We start from the raw sequence: 15,363 nt of genomic DNA, 5'->3' as shown, positions 1-15,363 counted from the left end.
ACGCAGCCCAGCGGGAGCAAGCTCCCTCGCCACGGTTCATGAATCAGTAGAGTCAGAACGCCGGGGCCGCTTCCTCGCGTTCAACTGTGGATGGGGAATACCGCGGGTAGTCGGTGAATCCTTGTTCATTACCGCCGTACAGTCCGGTGGCATCAAGAGCGTTGAGCGGCCAACCATTGGCGATACGCTGGGGCAGGTCGGGGTTGGCGATAAACGGCCGGCCGAATGCGACCAGATCGGCCAGGCCCGACTCGATCAGGCGCGCCCCGCGGCCAGCGGTGTACAGCCCGGCATAGATGATGCGGCCGGTGAAGGTGCTTCGCACCTCGCGCCGAAACACCTCGGGCAGGTCCGGCGCATTCGGCCAGTCGGCTTCGGCGATCGACAGGTAGGCGATGCCTGCCTGCTCAAGCACCTTGATGGCTTCGATGTAGGTCTGGTGCGGGTCGTCCTCGACGAAGCCGATGTACACGCGGTCTTCTTCAGTGCTGGTGAACAGCGGCGTGAAGCGCACGCCCACGCGGTCGGGCCCGACCACGGCGCTGACGGCCCGGACCACTTCGCGCAGGAACCGCAGGCGATTGTGCAGCGAGCCGCCGTATTCATCGGTGCGCTGGTTGGCATGGGCGGAAATGAACTGATTGACCAGATAACCGTTGGCCGCGTGGATCTCGATGCCATCGAAACCGGCCGCCAGGGCGTTGCGTGCGGCCTGGGCATAGAGTTCGACCAGCGCCTTGATCTCGGCGACGCTCAGCTCGCGCGGAGTGGAGGGTTCGACCAGCGTGCCGGTGCCGGGACCGGTTTCGATAAAGGCTTTGACCTTTTTCGCCTGGATCGCCGACGGTGCGACAGGGGCGGCGTTCTCCGGTTGCAGTGCGCTGTGTGACACGCGACCGACATGCCAGAGCTGGGCAAAAATCACCCCGCCCTCAGCGTGAACCGCCTCGGTGACGGTGAGCCAGCCATCGATCTGCGCCTGGCTGTAAATGCCCGGCGTCCAGGCATAACCCTTGCCACGGGGTTCGATTTGGGTGCCTTCGCTGATGATCAGGCCGGCACTCGCGCGCTGTTGGTAATAGCGGGCCATGAGGGCTGTGGGCACGTCACCGGGCTGGCCGCTGCGTTGACGGGTCAGGGGCGGCATGACGATGCGATTTTTCAGCGTCAGTGGGCCTAGCGAGGTGTGTTCGAACAGCGAGCTGTATTTCATAACAATATCCCTTGGTGCCGAGCTATCGGCGCGATAAGGGCGGGAGACTTGCGACGTCTCCCGCGGCAACAGGCTCAAGCCTCGTTCAGCAGATCGATAAGGACCTGCGCGGCTTCGCTTGACGAACCCGGGTTCTGACCGGTGATCAGCAGACCGTCACGCACCACGTAGGAGGACCAGTCGGCGCCTTTCGAATACAGGCCGCCGTTGGCCTTGAGCATGTCCTCGACCAGGAACGGCACGACATTGGTCAGGCCTACCGCCGCTTCTTCGGTATTGGTGAAGCCGGCAACTTTTTTGCCTTGGACCAGCGGAGTACCGTCAGGCTTTTTCACGTGGCGCAGCACGCCAGGCGCGTGGCACACCAAGGCGACAGGCTTGCCGGCGGCCTGGAAAGACTCGATCAAGCGGATCGAGACCAGGTCTTCGGCCAGGTCCCACAGCGGGCCGTGGCCGCCTGGGTAGAAAACCGCATCGAAATCGTCTGGCGAGACGCTGTCCAGGCGCACGGTGCTGGCAAGCAAGGCGGTCGCTTCAGGATCGGCTTCGAAACGGCGGGTCAGGTCAGTCTGAAAGGACGGCTCGTTACTCTTCGGATCAAGCGGTGGCTGCCCACCCTCAGGCGAAGCCAGAACGATCTCGGCCTTGGCGTCGAGGAAGGCGTAGTAGGGCGCCGCCAGCTCTTCGAGCCAGAAGCCGGTCTTGCGGCCGGTGTTGCCGAGGGTGTCGTGCGAGGTCAGTACCATGAGAACTTTCATTTCGATTTTCCTGTTTGAGAGTGTGCTGCATTAGCTTGAATAGACCAGTCGTCTAGCACCTGGGCAAAAAATCAAGCTGCAAAAGGCGTCACCCAAACCTCAGAGTGGTTAGCTTTCACGAGCTGCTGCTTTGCGATGCTTAGAACGTGTGGTTACCTTAATTTCAAATTAGACCAGTCGTCTAGTAATATTTTTATTTTTTCGCATCACGGTTTTTTTGGAGGGGGGCAGGATAGGCAGATTTTGATGAAGGAGGCAGCGGTACCGATCAGGTAAGGCTGAGAATCTGGCGAGTCGTCGTCATCGCCGTCTCGAAAGGCTGGACACTCTTGGTGATCTTGACCATGACACTGGCACCGACCCACAGCTGATAGAGACTTTGCGCGACCGCATGAGGCTCGGCAACGGACGCCAGGGAGCCTTCGGCGATGCCGGTCTCGATCGCCACGGCCAGGCGGTCAGTGATACCCGCTGTGCCGCGCTTGAGCACCGCGCGCATCGCCTCTGAAAGGTCGGCGACTTCCACGCCCAGCTTCACCGCCAGGCATTTGCCCTGGCAATCCTGGAACGATTGAGTCTGTTGCCAGATGTCCCAATACTTCATCAGACGCTGAGCCATCGTCAGGCCAGGCAGCGCGAGCACCTCGTCCAGCTCCGCCAGATAGCTCGCGAAATAGCTTTCAAGCAATGCCTCGCCGAAGGCGTCTTTTGAGCCGAAGTAGTGGTAGAAGGATCCTTTTGGCACACCCGCAGTGGCCAGGATTTCATTCAGGCCCACGGCAGAATAGCCTTTGGCGGCCATGATTCGTTGGCCTACATCAAGGATTTCCTGGCGGACGTCGGAGGTTTCGCGGGTCTTTGGGCTGCTCATGGGGCGATCTTATTCGCTACTAGACGATCAGTCTACTATTGCTAATCCGCTTGATCGTTTGCCGCCATCGGACGGCCCATGCGTTGCGCGTCCCAGACCGTCATGACCTGCGTAACCGCGGCGTCCAGGGTCTCAAGGGAGGCGCCGTCCCGCGCCAATACCGACAGGCCCAACAGGAAACTGTCGAACACCGCGGCCAGCGCTTCCGAGGCCACTGTTGCCGGCAGCTCTCCGGCGGCGATGGCGCGTTCTACACAGGCCTTGATTCCGGCACGGTTGGCGGTTCTTGTCTCAGCGAGCGGCCGGGAGATGGCTTTGCTTTCTTCCGAGCAGGCACTCAGATAACCCAGTGACACCAGGCAGCCTTTGGGATGGTCTGTCTCGCATTGCATTTTCGCCGAGCGGCGCAGCGTGCATTCGATCGCCTCCCTGGGGGGCAGGGTGGTGTCGAACAGACTCTCCATCACCCTGCCATGGGTAGTCAGGTAGCGTTCCATCACTTCGTTGAACAACGCCTGCTTGGAGCCAAACGCTGCATAAAAGCTCGGTGCGGTGATGCCGCCACCGATGTTGGCCTTGAGCTGGCTGAGCGACGTCGCGTCGTAGCCATGCTCCCAGAACAGATGCAGTGCCTGCGTGATTGCCACGTCACGGTCAAACGTGCGCGGCCGTCCCATCTGAGCCATGAAAAATCCTCCTCTCGAGTCACATAAATACTAATCGATACAAAAGTGATTGACCAGCGGAGCAATGGCTCCCTAGTATTTATATCGATCGATATATAACTCGGGAGCATCGAATGTTTACCAATGAACAACAGGGCGCGAAGCTGCCCTATGGAGCACTGCTGGCGCTGGCAATGACCGGATTCATCTGCATCGTGACGGAGACGCTGCCGGCAGGTCTGCTGCCTGAGATTGGCGGTGGCCTGGGCGTCTCACCGTCCCTGGCCGGGCAGATGGTGACGGTGTATGCGCTCGGCTCACTACTGGCAGCCATCCCGCTGACCATCGCTACCCAAACCTGGCGCCGCAGGACGGTGCTGCTTCTCACCGTGGTCGGTTTCCTGGTTTTTAACTCCATCACCGCGCTGTCTTCCGTTTACTGGCTGACTCTGATCGCACGTTTTTTTGCCGGTGTTTCGGCGGGGTTGGCCTGGAGCCTCATCGCGGGTTACGCACGGCGCATGGTCGTCCCGGCCTTGCAGGGGCGCGCCTTGGCGGTAGCGATGGTCGGCACGCCCATCGCGTTGTCGCTGGGCGTGCCCCTGGGAACCTGGCTTGGCGGGGCGATAGGGTGGCGCTTGTCGTTTGGTCTGATGTCCGGATTGACCCTGGTGTTGATCGCTTGGGTGCTGATCAAAGTGCCGGATTACCCAGGTCAATCCTCCTCCCAGCGTCTGGGCTTGCGTCAGGTCTTGTTCACGCCTGGCGTGCGCGCCGTGCTCGGCGTTGTGCTGACCTGGATGCTGGCCCACAACATTCTCTATACGTACATCGCGCCATTTGTCTCCGGCGCAGGGCTGGGCCGGCATGTCGATGTGGTCCTGCTGGTCTTCGGTGTCGCGGCGCTGGCTGGCATCTGGATCTCCGGGCGGTTGGTCGATCGCCATCTGCGAGCGGCGGTTGTGGTCAGCCTTGCCACCTTCGCTGCCGTGGCGGTCTTTCTCGGAATGTTTTCAGCTTCTGGCGCAGCGGTCTGTCTCGGCGTTTTTATCTGGGGCCTGACCTTCGGCGGCGCCGCAACGTTGCTGCAAACGGCCTTGGCCGACGCAGCAGGCGAGGGCGCCGACGTTGCGCTGTCGATGAACGTGGTGGTGTGGAACAGCGCAATCGCCGGGGGCGGGTTATTGGGTGGAGTACTGCTCGGCCAATGGGGCGTCAGCATTTTTCCCTGGGTGCTGTTGATGTTGCTGCTCGCCAGCCTGGCGCTCGCGTTTCGAGCGCGGGTGCATGGCTTTCCGCAGGGCGAAAGATATACTGGTCATGGCGCAGCCGCGCATTGATTGGAATGAACTCGATAGAGTCGAATAAAAAAACCACTCGATGAGTGGTTTTTTTACATCCCTACGTTCAAAAGGCGACGGGATAAGACGTTTCGTTCAGCACAGTCGCTTTTGATCCAAAGGTGAGGTGAATCAGTTTCCTTGGCTTCGGGTCCCAACAGAAGAACCGACCCACGGAGCGCATCTGCGCAAGGTCCACGACGATAACCGACTCCACAGGCATGACCGTTTCGGTCCAGAACAACACGTAGAGGTCATCGGCGACATCGAAATAAGCGCACCGCTCGACGTCGGCCAGACCTTTCTCAGCCCCGTTCACGCAGTGCCAGGCCATGGTTTGCGCGCCGAAGTAGACGTGCTCGTACCAATCGTCCGCGCTGTAGCGGTACAGCACGCGCTTACCGACCAGGCCGGCCCCTTGAACGATGGGCGCGCCCCCAGGCTCGCCATCGACCACGGCAGTCACGAAATCTGTACGCGTACGTTTTTCGCCTCCTCTGTCATAAAAAAGGGAGACAGCCGCCAGTACATCACCGGTTTCGTATTTCCAGACCAGGGTGGCCGACTCCTGGTGTTCGGGCTTGAGGAAGTCGATGAAAAAGATACCGGGGCGAACCTCCACCGCTTCGTAGGTTTCTGTTTCGGATTCACCGGTGCCTTCGCCCTCCAGGATGGTCCAGGTCAACGTATTCCCATCAACAAAATGGTGCTCGATCAGCCAACCGTTGGCAAAGCGAAGGTTGGCTTTTTTTCCTGCCAGAAATAGGGACGGAGCGTATTTGTACTCATTAAAACCGTCGGCCATTTCCTCAAGCGTCGGCCATTGCTCTTCAGGCACGAATGGTTGGTTCTTCAGTTCTTGTTCGATCTGATAGCTCACGATGTCTCCTCGTTTACGGCCGGTTCCGATTGAGGTTTCATCCTAGGAGCGGGCGCAATCAATGTCTTGGCGCCGAGCGCCATCGCTTGTGCTGGAGTGACACATTTCCAACAAGCCGGAGGGTCAATTGCATTCGGTTGAAAACTGATGGCGATAGTCGCGGGGAGAAATGCCGAATCGCAGCTTGAACGCCTTGGAAAAATGGCTCACATCATTGAAGCCCCAGGCGTAGGCGATGGCGGTGATTTTTTCATGGGCGGCTGCCTGGCTGATGGTCTCGGCACAGCGTTGCAGTCGCTGTTCCAATATGTGCCGGCCGATGGTGGTGCCTTGCTGGGCGAAGAGCCGATGCAGGTTTCTGACCGATGTACCGATGGCTTCTGCCAGACGCTCGGCACACAACTCGCTATCGCAAAGATGCCGTTCGATCAGGATTTTTGCCTTGATCAGTTTCTGCGCCTGGCCGCTGGAGTCTCCGCCCTCGATTGCACTGCTCACCCCAGGGCGCAACAGCATCAGCAATGCGTCGAACAATGCCGCACTCTCTTGCGGTAGCAGGTTCGAAGAATCGAATAGCCGTTGGGTCATCAGGCCGGCCATGCCCCCCAAAGCGCTGCTGGCAACCAAGGGACGGTTGAATATCAATTGCCTCTGCCCCAAGCGTTGGTGCAGCGCTTGGCGGGGAATGATCAGCGACATCTGGTCGCTCAGGGCATCGAAGTAAAAATCGCAAGGCTGCGTGATGTCCAGCAACACTAGGTCGCCCTTGTCCAGGCGGGCGCGATTGTCAGCCTGGCACATCAATGCGCTACCACCGACTTGCAGCACCAGGTAGAAAAAATCTTTGTCATCGGCCCGAATATCGCTGCGGGCGCGGTGCAAGTGCTGGCAATTGCTGATGATGCGCGAGCCATCCAACGCGGAATCTGTGCCCGTCAGATTTTTCATCGCGCCGGTAAAGCTCGCGAGGCCGGGCCCGGAAGGCGGCTCGGCGTGAAAGGTTCCGCATTTCTGACCGAGGTCGTGTTGCCAGGCCTCGAAGCCCTGGGCGCCCGTATAGAGCGGTTCTGTTTGCCAAGTGTTGTACATCGTTACCTCGGCTGCCGGCTGCACGCCGGTTTTGTTTTTATATTGGATCGGCCGTCGACACGCTTCCGACACCGGCAGTATTTAGTAGCACGCATGTTGAAAAGACAAGTATCTCCCTATCGATGGCAGTGACAGACATGTGCACGACATTCTCAACCATGTTCCCGGCCAGCCAGGGAGGCGTCTAATGGGATTGTGCTTCTTACCCGGCTGGAGTCTGTTCCCGTGGATACAACCAATAACAATACCTGTGCCTCGGCTTCGCATCTGCAGAAAACCTTGCGCTGGAGCGATGCATTCGCACTGTCAATGGCGGTGTCAGGCTCGATCTTCGCTTCTTTCGGCTTCGCCCTCGGTGCACTCGGTCCGGTAGCCGCGCTAATGCTCTGGGTGGGCTCGGCAGCCATCGGGGCCTGTCAGAACTGGATTTTCCTGGAAGTCAGCGCAATGTTTCCGGATAAACCTGGCGGCATCGCAATGATCGCGGCCGAAGGTTGGCGCAAACGCTGTGCCTGGGTCGGTCCCTTGGCCGCCTTTGGTTACTGGCTTGGCTGGTCGGCGGTGTTGTCGATCATCGGCGTGAGCGCCGGAGCGTTGATTCAGGCGCAGTGGTTTCCCTCGCAAACCTGGAGCTTCGATACAGGTCTGGCCAACATTGGCCTGGCCCAGATGATCGGAGCGGGTTTGATCGTGCTTTTCTGGCAATTCAATCGTCGCGGCATCCATCTGGCCGCATCGGTCTCCAAATACATGGGGGCGCTGCTGCTGGTGCCGATCCTGGTGTTGGCAGTGGCGCCTTTGCTGGCTCATGGCTGGAGCATGGAGCGCTTCGCATCGGCCTGGCAGGCGCGCGAGGCGTTCGGTTGGGAGTCGTTGCGCACCGCGTTGGTCTGGATGTTCCTGGTCAGCTGGAGCGCCTATGGCACCGAAATGTGCGCAGCCTTCGGGCCCGAATATCGCAGCGAGCGGGACATGCGCCTGGCGTTGATGAGTTCAGGTGGCTACACCGTGCTGGTGTTTGCCGCAGTAGCTTTCGGCCTGGGCGGCTTGGTGGATCCGCAAGCGGCCCTGGAGAACCCCAGCGGTTTCTACATTGCGGCCTTCAACGCGGTGCTGGGCACGGGCTGGAGCAGCTTTTTCGTGATTGCTTTGTTGGTGGGGCTGTTCATGGGGTTGAACGCGGCATTGGCCGATGGCTCGCGGGCGTTGTACGGCACGGCGCTGGAAGGACTGACCATCAAACAACTGGGTGTGCTCAACAAACACCAGGTACCCGGACGTTGCATGAGCGTGGCGGTGGCGGTGAACCTGGCGATGATCTTTTTCCTGTCATCGCCCCTGGCAATTCTGGTGACGGCCAATATTGGTTATCTGACCGCCATCTTCTTCGCGCTTTCGGGCTTCATCTTGCTGCGCAAGGACGCACCGTTGCACCCGCGTCCGGTGCGTCTGGGACGCGGCTGGCTGCCGGTGGCCTGGCTGCTGAGCGTGTTCACTGGCGTAGTGGTCGTGGTCGGGGCCGCATCTGCCGAGCTGGCCGGTTATGGCGGAGCGAAGGAGGTGCTGATCGCCTTGGGCATCCTGATGTTTTCACTACTGCTGTATGCCTATCGACGACTCGTGCAAGACCGCGCCCCGGCCTTGCCATCGGTCTCCCCACACTGAGCTGCATTTACAACAACAAGAAAACTGACCAAGAGGTGCAGGCATGCTGTCCGTTGAAACACCAACGACCTATTACACCGCCACTCGCAAATATGACTTGAAGTTCAATGACCTGGAGCACGATGTCGAGGCCGAAGTCGTCGTTATCGGAGGTGGATTTTCCGGTATCAATACTGCGTTGGAACTCGCCGAGCGCGGATTCACCGACGTGGTCGTGCTGGAAGCCCGTTACCTGGGTTTCGGCGGCTCGGGGCGCAATGGCGGTCATGTGATGGCCGGGATCGGACACGATCTGGAGAAGATTCGCAAAAGCGTCGGCGAGGAGGGGCTCAAAGCGATTTTCGAGATCAGCGACTTGGGCGCCTCGATTATCCAGAACCGCATCCAGCGTTATCAAATTGATGCGGATTTCTGCCACGGCTACGGCTATCTCGGTTTCAACAAGCGCCAGGGTCGGCTGCTACAAGCATGGGAAAAAGAATACAAACAGCTCAATCCGGATCACGAAATTGCCTACCTGGAGGGCGCCGAGGTCCAAAGCATCGTCGGCTCGGACGTATACAGCTGCGCCTTGAAGCACATGGGCAACGGTCATATCCATTCGTTGAACATGCTCCTGGGGTCGGCCAAGGCCTTGGTGGGCCTGGGTGGACGCATTTATGAAAATACCCCCGTGCTGGAGGTGACCTATGGCGACACCATTACCTTGCGTACGGCGAAAGGTTCGGTTCGGGCGAAGAAGATCCTCTGGTCCTGCGGCGCGTTTCTGGACCGGCTCGAGCCTGAATTGCACAAGACGATGGTGAGCACTTACGCCTTCCAATTAGTGACGGAGCCGCTTCCCCCTGCGCTGATCGAACAGATCAGTCCGATACGAGGTGCCTTCAGCGATATTCGTCCGGTGATCGAGTACTACCGGGTGACCAATGAAAACCGTCTGCTCTTCGGTTCGGCGACGCGCCTGCTCGAGTACATTCCCAACGATCTGAAGGCGTGGAACCGAAATCTGATGCTCCAGGTTTTCCCCTACCTCGATCACGTGAAAATCGACCTGGCCTGGGGCGGGCCGATGGAGTGCAGCGCTAATCTGTTCCCACAGATCGGTACCTTGCCCGGGCGCGACAACGCCTATTTCGTCCAGGGTTACTCGGGCTTCGGCGTGACGCCGAGTCATGTGGTCAGCCGTGTCATTGCCGATGGCATGACCGGCGGTTCACGGCATTGGGATGTGATGAGTGCGATCCCGCGTACGCGTATTCCCGGCAAGGATCATTGGCGCAACCTGATCTGCACCCTTGGAAAGGCCAGCCACCAGCTGGCGGGCTACCGCAACGGTCGCCGCTGATATCGCCTTACCCATGACCTGACTGGCGCTGACTGACGGCGCCACTGCTTCTCCTTTCGCATATCGGAGTACGGCCCATGCTCGCCTGTAAAAAAACAATAATCGCGCTTTCGTTCGCCTGCGTCTGTGTTCCAGCAGCAGCGCAGCCGCTGTACAAGGATGAAGCCACGGAAGTCGATGCGCGCTTGCTCGCGTTGGCTGGCGCCTTCCATAGCCGGGAAAACTACTCGCAATCGGGAACACGTAGAGAGGGGGCCAGCCGGTGGCAAGAGGCGGTCCTGCAATACGGTTTCGACCTGCGCCATAGTCTCGACGCCGGGTCGCAACTGTACGGTTCATTGAATTGGGTAAGCTCCGCCACCTTTGGCGATGGCGACCCGGCCGGCTGGTCTTCAGGTGATGAGCGCACCACGAAAATCGAGGACGCTTTCGTGGGTTGGCGCTCCGGCACACGGTTCGATGTCATGGACGAGAACGGCGTGGACATATCGTTCGGGCGGCAAAACATCGTGATCGGCGACGGCTTTCTGGTCAGTGGCGATGCCTTGAATCTCGGCAAGGAGTTTGTCGACGGCAAAGCCAATCGGGGCGGGGGATACTACCTGACCGGCCGCAAGGCTTTTGATCGCACGGCCGTACTGCGCCTGGGTGGCCAGCAAGGCTGGCGGGGTGATCTTATGTGGCTCAAGTCCGACAACCCGGCCCAGGCCAGGCCGGAATTGGCACTGGGTACGCTGGAGCATGTCAGCGAGCAGGGCACCCTGGGCCTGACTTATCTGAAAGTCACCGATACCGACCAGGCCATGGCGGACCTGTTGTTTCCCGAGCGCAAGGGTATGCAGCTCTACAGCGTTCGCGGACAGGGTAATGCAGGGGTTTCCGGGCTGTTCCTGGCCGGTGAGTACGCTTGGGAGCAGAAAGATAACGCCAGGGAAAACGCCTGGTATCTTGAAGCCGGTTGGACGTTTGACGATGTTCCCGGCACGCCTTCGATCAACTACCGATACAGTCGTTTCTCCGAAGGCTACGACCCGCTTTTCTATGGCAATGGCCGCGCGCTCGGTACCTGGTTCCAAGGTGAAGTCGCTGCCAACTATGCGGGCCCGTTCAACAGCAACGCCACTGTGCAGCATGTGGGATTGAAACTCGCTCCCGCAGAGGATCTCAAGCTAGGCATCTTGCTTTACACCTTCCGCACCCTCGACGCGAGCCGTAACCAACTGGATGCCGACGAGGCGGACCTCTACGCCGAATGGTCGATTGACCCGCATTGGACCCTCATGCCCTTGGTGGGCCTCTACAAGCCGAAGCAAAGTGCCGCAAATGGCGGGACGCAAGTCGGCAACAGCGCCACCAATCTCTACGGGCAGGTTTTGTTGGCGTGGTCGTTCTAGGTTGGAGGCGGTTCCCGAAGGTCAAGGCTTCAGCACCACCTTCACGCAGCCGTCTTTCTTGTCCCGGAAAGTCTTGTACATCTGCGGGCCGTCTTGAAGACTCACGGTGTGAGTGATGACGAAACTTGGGTCGATCTGCCCTTCCTGGATGCGCTGGAGCAGATCATCGGTCCAGCGGTTCACATGGGTCTGGCCCATCTTGAAGGTCAGACCCTTGTTCATGGCGGCGCCGAACGGAATCTTGTCGATCAAGCCGCCATAGACGCCGGGGATCGACAACGTGCCGGCGGGGCGGCAGACGTACATCATTTCCCGCAGTACGTGGGGGCGGTCCGACTCGAGCATTACCGCTTGCTTGACCCGATCATAGATGGAGTCGAACGAGCGGGTTGCGTGGGACTCCATGCCTACCGCGTCGATGCATTTCTCCGGCCCCTTGCCTCCCGTCAGCTCGGCCAGGCGGTCCAGCACGCTTTCTTCATCAAAATTGATGGTGATGGCGCCACCGGCCTTGGCCATGGCCAGGCGCTCGGGCACGTTGTCGATGCACACCACTTGTCTGGCCCCGAGGATCACCGCGCTGCGCACCGTGAACTGGCCTACCGGGCCAGCGCCCCAGATAGCCACGGTGTCGGTTGGCTGGATATCGCATTGCACGGCGGCTTGCCAGCCGGTGGGGAAGATGTCGCCAAGAAACAGCACTTGCTCATCGGTAAGGCCATCCGGGATGACCACCGGGGTGAAGTCCGCGTAAGGCACGCGCACGTATTCGGCCTGGCCGCCGGGGTAACCACCGGTAAGGTGGGTATAGCCAAACAAGCCCGCCGTGGTATGGCCGAAGGCCTTGTCGGCCAGGTCCTTGTTGCGGTTGCTGCGCTCGCACACAGAGAAATTACCCCGCCGGCATTGATCGCATTCACCGCAGCAAATGGTGAAGGGGACCACCACCCGATCACCAATCTTCAACTTCTTGTTGGCCGAACCAACTTCCACCACTTCGCCCATGAACTCGTGGCCCATGATGTCGCCATGCTTCATACCGGGCATGAAACCGTCATACAAGTGCAGGTCCGAGCCGCAAATGGCGCACGAAGTGACTTTGATAATCGCGTCTCGCGGATGTTCTATCATCGGGTCGGGGATATGGTCATCACAGCGAATATCCTTTTTTCCATGCCAGCGTAACGCTTTCATTTGATCTACCTCCGGGGTGGGGTCGGTACGCTAGCCACCAAGTCATCTCGTTGCGCACCTGTTGATGTTTTCGGTTAAAAGAAAACCCCACAAGTTCAAATCTTGTTTGCACGGATCAACAGGAACGCGATAAACGGCGAGGCATGTCAGGTAAGTGAGAGGCGTGAGAACCACAAGCGAGCCGAGGCGTCAGATACGCAGAGACGGCTGCCTTGGGGGGTTGAATCCAGGCTGGCGGATTTGAAGTAAACGGCTACGTTGTAGAAGGCAAAATTCTCGGGGAATCCCATCGACACTGTGAGGCTCAGCATGACCAGCTCAAACATCAGCGTTGGCGCGGCGCTACGTGCCGGTACCGGCAAAACCTTCGTGGACCTGGACGGTTATAACGACACCGCCAAGATAGCCGTGGGGCCGGACGGCAAGATCTGGCTTGCCGGGATGACCTGGGTGGAAACTGGTCAGTGGGAGTACGAAGGCTACAGGACTTCTTTGGTACGCCTTAACGCCGACGGCACGCTCGACAGCACTTTCAACGACGATGGTAAAACCCTGCTGCCTCGCGACATCTACCCGGGCGAAGGTTATAGCGCAGCCGTACAGGCCGACGGAAAGTACCTGATCGTCTATCCACATTTTTCTGCGCCGAGCATCGTCATGATCCGCCTGAACACCGACGGTTCGGTGGATCAGAGCTTCGGCGTCAATGGAACGGCCACCGCTCCGGCAGCATGGGGTGATTCCGCCAGCGCGACCGTACAGCCTGACGGCAAGATCCTCGTGGCGAATCATGACTCTTATGACCAGATTTTTTCCGTCAATCGTTTCAACCCCGACGGTACGGTCGATTCCAGTTTCAACGGCGGCACCGCCGTGGAGTTCACTGTTCCGGGCCTCAGCACATTGGAAGGCTTTGGCCTGACGCTGCAGGCCGATGGAAAAATCCTCGTGCCCGGCTACAACGGCGCGTTTGTGGTCGCGCGGTTGAATCCTGACGGGTCCCTCGACACAGGTTTTGGCACCGACGGCACGGCCGACATTGAAGTAGCTGGCATGGCGAAATCGATTACCGTGCAGGCCGACGGCAAGATACTGGTAGCGGGTTACAACGAGGAGGAGGGAACCGGATTCGACTTCAAGATCATCAGGCTGAACCAGGACGGAACCTTCGACGCAGGTTTTGGCAACAATGGCATCGCTGTACTCGACCTGGCCGGCGGCAGGGATACGGCCCGGGACATCACCGTGCTTGCGGACGGTAAGATCCTGGTAGCCGGGCAGAGCAATTATTTTGGTAACGATGACTTCAGCATCATCAGGCTCAATCCTGACGGAACCTTGGACACCACCTTCGGCGCGCTGGCCGGTGTGTTGCCGCAAATTGATGGAAGCGCGGGCGACGATGTTCTTTATGGCTCCTACGTCCCGGAACTGCTCACCGGTCATGAGGGCAATGACGTGCTCGATGGAGGAGGGCAGCGCGATGTTCTCCATGGTGGCGGCGGCGCCGATGTGTTCCGAATCAACTCCATCGGTGACAGCTACCGCACCGACTCTCAGGCCGTCAGTGATCGCATCGTTGATTTCGACCCCGGCCAGGACCTTATCGACCTGTCCTCCTTGGGCTTCAGCGGACTGGGCAACGGGCTCGATGGGACCCTGGCGGTCTCTGTCAATGACAGCGGAACCCGCACCTATCTGAAAAGCTTTGAAGCGGACGGGCAGGGCCATCGTTTCGAACTGGCACTCAACGGCGATCTCTCTCAAGTTCTCAACGAAACCAACGTAGTGTTGAGTCGCACGCTGATCCAGGGAACGGAGTCGGCCGATCGCCTGAAGGGCTCGGCGGCGGGCGACGTGCTCATCGCCGGCGGCGGCGACGATGTCGTCTCGGGCGGCTTTGGGCACGATTTTATTGATGGAGGATCGGGGCGAGACGTGCTCACAGGGGGTGAGGGGGCCGATGTGTTCCGCTATGGATCCCTGGAGGACAGCTTCCGTACGGCGGATGGAAATTTCCAGGACCGGATTGTCGACTTCGACCCGGATACCGACAAGATAGACGTCTCTGCGTTAGGCTTCACCGAGCTAGGGAACGGCTACAACGCGACGCTGGCGGCCGTGCTGAGTGAGGATGGCCAGCGAACCTTCCTGAAAAGCTACAGCGCCGACGAACAGGGGCGTCGGTTCGAAATCACGTTGCAAGGCGATGTGGTGGCGCAACTTGGAGACGATGATTTTATCTTCGCTTCGGGTGACGAGCCTTTTACCGAGCTGCAACTTCTTGGGGTCGCTGCGCCTGAGCAGTTTGGGTGATCCTCCCCTCGACAGTCTGAACCACCTCTGTTGAACTTTCCCGAGAACAAAACCGGCCCCTGCCACGGGGCCGGAACCGCTCTCGCCGATATCCAGATGAACCAACGCAAGGAAAGGCGCTCAATGGATTGCATCATCCGAAAGGCAACGAGTACCGACGCCACGGCAATTAGCCTGGTCGTCGCAGCGGCGCTGCGCGAATCCAACGTTCAAGATTATTCGCCAGAGATCATCGAGCAGGTGCAGCAGAACTTTTCACCCGCAGCGATCCTGAACTTTCTCGGCCAGCGAGAGGTATATGTCGCAAGCAGTAACGGTGAGGTTGTCGCAACAGCGAGTCTTGATGGAAACGTCATCCGAAGCGTGTTCGTTGCGCCTGCCTGTCAGGGCAGAGGCATAGGGCATCAGCTGATGGCAACGATTGAGGCGGGGGCCGTGCGCGGTGGTGTGGAGCGGCTACGAGTTCCTTCCTCGATCACCGCGCAAGGCTTTTATTCTTCTCTGGGTTTCGAAAAAGTCCGGGACGAGTTTCACGGCGCGGAGCGCACGATCATCATGGAAAAAAAACTGGGCAGATAATCCTGCGCTCATCAAAAAAACCTCAAAGCAACTCTTAGATGCCAGAATCTCCTG

13 protein-coding genes are annotated in these 15,363 nt (G+C 59.1%); 6 read left to right on the top strand and 7 right to left on the bottom strand.

Annotated elements, in window-relative coordinates; all coding sequences use genetic code 11:
• Positions 1-52: 52 nt before the first annotated feature.
• From J3P96_RS13565 to J3P96_RS13550, 4 genes are all read right to left on the bottom strand, one after another.
• Positions 53-1,213, bottom strand: a complete 1,161-nt coding sequence (locus J3P96_RS13565) for an alkene reductase (RefSeq protein ID WP_434657947.1) — start codon at positions 1,211-1,213, stop codon at positions 53-55.
• Between the two features lie 74 nt (positions 1,214-1,287).
• Positions 1,288-1,971 (bottom strand): type 1 glutamine amidotransferase domain-containing protein, encoded by a 684-nt coding sequence (locus J3P96_RS13560; RefSeq protein WP_434657944.1) that lies wholly within the window; start codon positions 1,969-1,971, stop codon positions 1,288-1,290.
• A gap of 268 nt (positions 1,972-2,239) precedes the next feature.
• Positions 2,240-2,842, bottom strand: a complete 603-nt coding sequence (locus tag J3P96_RS13555; RefSeq protein ID WP_434657942.1) for a TetR/AcrR family transcriptional regulator — start codon at positions 2,840-2,842, stop codon at positions 2,240-2,242.
• A gap of 41 nt (positions 2,843-2,883) precedes the next feature.
• On the bottom strand, positions 2,884-3,528 hold the full coding sequence (locus J3P96_RS13550; protein WP_434657939.1) for a TetR/AcrR family transcriptional regulator: 645 nt from the start codon (positions 3,526-3,528) through the stop codon (positions 2,884-2,886).
• Between the two features lie 113 nt (positions 3,529-3,641).
• Here J3P96_RS13550 and J3P96_RS13545 point away from each other — a divergent pair, with 113 nt between their 5' ends.
• Positions 3,642-4,847, top strand: a complete 1,206-nt coding sequence (locus J3P96_RS13545; RefSeq protein ID WP_434657936.1) for an MFS transporter — start codon at positions 3,642-3,644, stop codon at positions 4,845-4,847.
• Positions 4,848-4,914: 67 nt separating this feature from the next.
• Here the strand turns inward: J3P96_RS13545 and J3P96_RS13540 are convergent, their stop codons facing one another.
• Both J3P96_RS13540 and feaR read right to left on the bottom strand, forming a co-directional pair.
• Positions 4,915-5,727 carry a molybdenum cofactor biosynthesis F family protein gene (locus J3P96_RS13540; protein ID WP_434623612.1) on the bottom strand — a complete coding sequence of 271 codons (813 nt, stop codon included), beginning with the start codon at positions 5,725-5,727 and terminating at the stop codon, positions 4,915-4,917.
• Between the two features lie 123 nt (positions 5,728-5,850).
• Complete coding sequence (gene feaR / locus J3P96_RS13535; protein ID WP_434600780.1) at positions 5,851-6,816, bottom strand: transcriptional regulator FeaR; 966 nt, start codon at positions 6,814-6,816, stop codon at positions 5,851-5,853.
• A gap of 225 nt (positions 6,817-7,041) precedes the next feature.
• Here feaR and J3P96_RS13530 point away from each other — a divergent pair, with 225 nt between their 5' ends.
• The 3 genes from J3P96_RS13530 (at position 7,042) to J3P96_RS13520 (ending at position 11,220) form a co-directional block, all read left to right on the top strand.
• Positions 7,042-8,481, top strand: coding sequence for an APC family permease (locus J3P96_RS13530; protein WP_434657933.1), 1,440 nt, complete (start codon positions 7,042-7,044; stop codon positions 8,479-8,481).
• 43 nt (positions 8,482-8,524) lie between these two features.
• Positions 8,525-9,826 (top strand): NAD(P)/FAD-dependent oxidoreductase, encoded by a 1,302-nt coding sequence (locus J3P96_RS13525; protein ID WP_434568417.1) that lies wholly within the window; start codon positions 8,525-8,527, stop codon positions 9,824-9,826.
• Positions 9,827-9,903: 77 nt separating this feature from the next.
• A complete protein-coding gene (locus tag J3P96_RS13520; protein WP_434657930.1) occupies positions 9,904-11,220 on the top strand; it encodes a hypothetical protein in 1,317 nt (438 codons plus the stop codon).
• A gap of 21 nt (positions 11,221-11,241) precedes the next feature.
• On the opposite strand, the gene J3P96_RS13515 is transcribed toward J3P96_RS13520, so the two are convergent.
• The gene (locus J3P96_RS13515) at positions 11,242-12,414 is read right to left on the bottom strand and encodes a zinc-dependent alcohol dehydrogenase (protein ID WP_434657927.1); all 1,173 of its coding nucleotides are present in this window, start codon (positions 12,412-12,414) and stop codon (positions 11,242-11,244) included.
• A 309-nt stretch (positions 12,415-12,723) separates the two neighbouring features.
• Here J3P96_RS13515 and J3P96_RS13510 point away from each other — a divergent pair, with 309 nt between their 5' ends.
• Positions 12,724-14,730, top strand: coding sequence for a M10 family metallopeptidase C-terminal domain-containing protein (locus J3P96_RS13510; protein WP_434657924.1), 2,007 nt, complete (start codon positions 12,724-12,726; stop codon positions 14,728-14,730).
• A 123-nt stretch (positions 14,731-14,853) separates the two neighbouring features.
• Positions 14,854-15,309 carry a GNAT family N-acetyltransferase gene (locus J3P96_RS13505; RefSeq protein WP_434657921.1) on the top strand — a complete coding sequence of 152 codons (456 nt, stop codon included), beginning with the start codon at positions 14,854-14,856 and terminating at the stop codon, positions 15,307-15,309.
• The last annotated feature ends 54 nt before the right edge of the window (positions 15,310-15,363 follow it).

It is taken from the genome of Pseudomonas sp. R3-56 (assembly GCF_051132075.1).
In the GTDB taxonomy this organism is placed as follows: domain Bacteria; phylum Pseudomonadota; class Gammaproteobacteria; order Pseudomonadales; family Pseudomonadaceae; genus Aquipseudomonas.
Note: the sequence above shows the minus strand (reverse complement) of the source record. Positions and strands in the feature narration are given on the sequence as shown.

Coding starts and splice junctions, on each gene's coding strand:
- J3P96_RS13565 (WP_434657947.1), bottom strand. CDS start 1,213: ATGAAATACAGCTCGCTGTTCGAACACACCTCGCTAGGCCCACTGACG.
- J3P96_RS13560 (WP_434657944.1), bottom strand. CDS start 1,971: ATGAAAGTTCTCATGGTACTGACCTCGCACGACACCCTCGGCAACACC.
- J3P96_RS13555 (WP_434657942.1), bottom strand. CDS start 2,842: ATGAGCAGCCCAAAGACCCGCGAAACCTCCGACGTCCGCCAGGAAATC.
- J3P96_RS13550 (WP_434657939.1), bottom strand. CDS start 3,528: ATGGCTCAGATGGGACGGCCGCGCACGTTTGACCGTGACGTGGCAATC.
- J3P96_RS13545 (WP_434657936.1), top strand. CDS start 3,642: ATGTTTACCAATGAACAACAGGGCGCGAAGCTGCCCTATGGAGCACTG.
- feaR (WP_434600780.1), bottom strand. CDS start 6,816: ATGTACAACACTTGGCAAACAGAACCGCTCTATACGGGCGCCCAGGGC.
- J3P96_RS13525 (WP_434568417.1), top strand. CDS start 8,525: ATGCTGTCCGTTGAAACACCAACGACCTATTACACCGCCACTCGCAAA.
- J3P96_RS13520 (WP_434657930.1), top strand. CDS start 9,904: ATGCTCGCCTGTAAAAAAACAATAATCGCGCTTTCGTTCGCCTGCGTC.
- J3P96_RS13515 (WP_434657927.1), bottom strand. CDS start 12,414: ATGAAAGCGTTACGCTGGCATGGAAAAAAGGATATTCGCTGTGATGAC.
- J3P96_RS13510 (WP_434657924.1), top strand. CDS start 12,724: ATGACCAGCTCAAACATCAGCGTTGGCGCGGCGCTACGTGCCGGTACC.
- J3P96_RS13505 (WP_434657921.1), top strand. CDS start 14,854: ATGGATTGCATCATCCGAAAGGCAACGAGTACCGACGCCACGGCAATT.